The organism is Gallibacterium melopsittaci (assembly GCF_042433085.1).
Taxonomy (GTDB): domain Bacteria; phylum Pseudomonadota; class Gammaproteobacteria; order Enterobacterales; family Pasteurellaceae; genus Gallibacterium; species Gallibacterium melopsittaci.
This window is the reverse complement of sequence record NZ_JBHLWA010000002.1, coordinates 1-249: the sequence shown is the minus strand read 5'-3', so window position 1 is coordinate 249 and position 249 is coordinate 1. Positions and strand designations below refer to the sequence as shown.

The 249-nt window shown below is 40.6% G+C and carries 1 protein-coding gene; it reads left to right on the top strand.

Translation table 11 applies throughout. The features are described 5' to 3' along the window. Positions 1-249: IS3 family transposase (locus ACFFHT_RS00685; protein ID WP_382372534.1), on the top strand; the 249-nt coding region annotated here is incomplete at both ends.

The following is a 249-nucleotide window of genomic DNA, read 5'->3' as shown; positions in this document are numbered from 1 at the left end:
TAAGAGTGCAGTATCCGTTAACTCTGTTGTTAATCTATGCACAATTAGCCAGAAGTACGTTCTTTTATCATATAATGCAGCAATCCAAGCAAGCAGATAAAGATACCTCCTTAAGTGTAAGGATTCTTGCTATCAAACAGCAACATCCACATTATGGCTATCGCCGAGTCACCAAACAATTAGGCGACGGTATCAACCATAAACGGGTACAACGCATAATCCAAGTGATGGGATTACAGGTGAAAGGGA